The sequence below is a fragment of the Pseudoflavonifractor phocaeensis genome (assembly GCF_016901735.1).
Classification (GTDB): domain Bacteria; phylum Bacillota; class Clostridia; order Oscillospirales; family Oscillospiraceae; genus Pseudoflavonifractor_A.
On the sequence record NZ_JACLZC010000123.1, the window covers coordinates 1 to 2,776 of the forward strand.

A 2,776-nucleotide genomic window follows, 5' to 3' on the forward strand; every position below is an offset into this window, starting at 1 on the left:
GCCAGTCGGACGGGTCATTTTTTACCCGCTTATCCCGGTAGGACTTCTTGGAAGAACGGAAATTGACGGTATGCCCCATATATTCCGGTTTCTCCAGCATGGAGCTGACTGTGAAGCCGTACCAGTCATAGGGGCGGCTGGTGTCCACGGTGTTCTTCCGGCTGCCTCTGCCGTTTCGTGCCAGATAATAGGCGGGGCACTCTACCTTTTCCTGTGTGAGTATCTTGGCGATCTCATGGGGTCCGTGCCCCTCCACCGCAAGCCGGAAAATCCGCCGCACCACGGCGGCGGCTTCCTCGTCCACCAGCCAGTGGTCCTTGTCCGACCGGTCTTTTTTGTAGCCATAGATGGCGTTGTTGGTGGTTGGCTTGCCCGCCTTGCCCTTGACACGGTATGCTGCCGAAACCTTTTTGGACTGGTCACGCAGATACCATTCATTCATGATATTGAGAAAGGGCGCAAACTCGCCACTGTCCTGTTCCTCGCTGTCAATGTTATTGGCGACAGCAACAAAATGAACCCCATTCTGTCGGAACATTACCTCGGTGTAAAAGCCGGTTTGCAGGTAGTTTCTGCCAATCCGACTTAGGTCCTTACACAGCAGGTGGGCCACCTTTCCCGCCTCGATGTCCGCCACAAGGCGCTTCCATGCGGGACGGTCAAAGTTGCCGCCGGACCACCCATCGTCTGTGTAGTGGACGATATTGGTGTAGCCCCGCTGTGCTGCATAGCTTTCGAGATAACGTTTTTGGTTCAGAATGGAGTTCGAGTCACCCGTGAGGTCATCGTCACGGGACAGGCGCTCATAGAGCGCAGTGATTTTTTCTTCCGTCTGTCTGTTTGCCATATCAGGCGCTCCTTTCAGACGGACGGCTCATTTGTGGCAGTTCCATTATACCACATTCCGGCTGGTTTGCCAGCCCGTCGTTGCGGATCAGCCGCAGAATTTTATCTTCCATCGTTTCCTCGGCGGTTTCGCTGAGGTAGACACGAACTTTATAGGTGGTGTTGCCAATATGCCGGGTCAGAAACACGGCGTTTTTATCTGCCATAGAACCTCTCTTTCTTGCGCTTTCGGCGCATCCGGTGTATACTGTTGTTATAGTTCCGTTGTTTGTAACCTGCGATTGTGTTACTTCTTTTTTGTGCCAAGCCTGAACATGGCGAAAGCCCCCTTTCTCCCGTGTGAATGAGCAAATGTAACCCAAGTAACTTGTTTTCGGATTACTCTTTCACTAATAGGAGAAATCCGGGGTGCAAAACGGAACCATTTTTGAAAAATCGCAAAATATTTTTTTGAAAAGAGGTGGAGTCATGGCGTATCTGTCTGATGACGAGCTTCTGGATACCGAGGGTGGCTTCACCGGATGGGACGACGGGACAGGCGCTGGGGCGGCGGAGGAAACGCTGGAACAGGCCCTTGCGGAAGAACGTCTGGCCGAGCTGGAAAATGAGCTGGAGCAGGACGAGCATCCCGTCGATTATGATGCCGAACTGGAAACCGAGGAAGAAGAAGCCGCCCCAGTCAGCGAAAAGCGACTGAAACGGGAGCTGCGGGCGGAAGCTGTGCGGCGGCTGGAGGAAGCGGCACGCACGGAGAAGGATTTCCGGGACGTGGTGGAGGAATGGAACAAGCTGGACCGGAACCGGGAGCGCCGGGAACGGGACCACGAAAACCTCCGTGGGGATGTGCCGCTGGAATATCAGGCGGTGCCGGAACCGAAGCTCATTCCCCGCTGGATGAACAACCCCGCATACCGGCAGCTGATGGCCGGGAACTTTCTGGACATCCTGTTTGACTGTCCCTATGAGATGCACAACCTGACCGCTGATCCCTTTATTTCCCGCATGGTGGAGGAACTGAGCGAGGAACATAAGGAAGTTCTGTATTTCCTCTCTTTGCGGTTGTACAGCACCACCCGGCTTGCCGCTATGCGTGGGCAGTCTGACCGCAACATCCGCAAGCTGCGAAAAACCATCCACAAGAAATTGCAGCGCCAGATGTATGACCATCTGTGCGGCAAGCAGGAGCATGGCGGCGGTTTGACCTTGCGGGAGCGTCAATTTTTGGAGGAATACTCGAAAATCGCAAGGAAACAGGGAAAGGACACCGTGATCCGGCGAGAGAACAAGACCAAGCGCAGAAAAAAGAAAAATCGCCCCTGATAATTGGGACGATTAAGGAGAAAGGGCGTGTATGATGAAAAATTTGTTTGAACAATCCCGTTCCCATTGGGTGCGGTACGATCATTATGAGCTGAAAACAGCGGAAGATGGCAAGCGGTATATCACCCCCGGCAAGAGCGCAAAGCCGGATGTCTACAATCCGCTGAAAGAGGTCCCGAACATTGTGCTGGATGCGCTGAATGTGGGGATGCTGATGATGGGACGCAAGCCGGAAGCAGAAGTGGAAAAGGCAATAATGGAGTTTATCACCCGGTACGGCCTGCTGGGGATGATGACCGCTCTGCCCACTACGCCGTCCTTTATGGACTACGAGGCGGTGTACCTGCCGAAAAACCATTTCATCAAGGAAGAATCCATGGCGACAGACAAATACCTGTCCCTGTTTTACCCCTTTGATCAACTGGATTTGGTAAAGAAGGGCATTGAATCCACATGGAATGTGTCCGGTGACCGGACGATGGTTGCCCTGACCATGACGTTCATGGACGAGCCGATGGCGAAGAACATGAGCTTTCAGCGGGAATATGCGGAACCCTACGACTGGGTTGCCCAGCAGTTCAAAGATTGGGCCTTTACGCTGACCACCGCC

3 protein-coding genes and 1 pseudogene are annotated in these 2,776 nt (G+C 53.6%); 2 read left to right on the forward strand and 2 right to left on the reverse strand.

Going from position 1 to position 2,776, the window contains the following annotated elements; all coding sequences use genetic code 11:
- Window positions 1-847, reverse strand: an 847-nt coding sequence (locus H7U37_RS14660) for a recombinase family protein (RefSeq protein WP_204876874.1), incomplete at its 3' end; no start/stop codon positions are given.
- A gap of 1 nt (window position 848) precedes the next feature.
- Window positions 849-1,052, reverse strand: coding sequence for a transposon-encoded TnpW family protein (locus H7U37_RS14665; RefSeq protein WP_007885061.1), 204 nt, complete (start codon window positions 1,050-1,052; stop codon window positions 849-851).
- Window positions 1,053-1,314: 262 nt separating this feature from the next.
- Here H7U37_RS14665 and H7U37_RS14670 point away from each other — a divergent pair, with 262 nt between their 5' ends.
- Window positions 1,315-2,166: a sigma-70 family RNA polymerase sigma factor gene (locus tag H7U37_RS14670; RefSeq protein ID WP_204876876.1), complete on the forward strand. Its 852-nt coding sequence runs from the start codon at window positions 1,315-1,317 to the stop codon at window positions 2,164-2,166.
- Between the two features lie 31 nt (window positions 2,167-2,197).
- Window positions 2,198-2,776: pseudogene (locus H7U37_RS14675) on the forward strand (hypothetical protein); the annotation flags it as partial.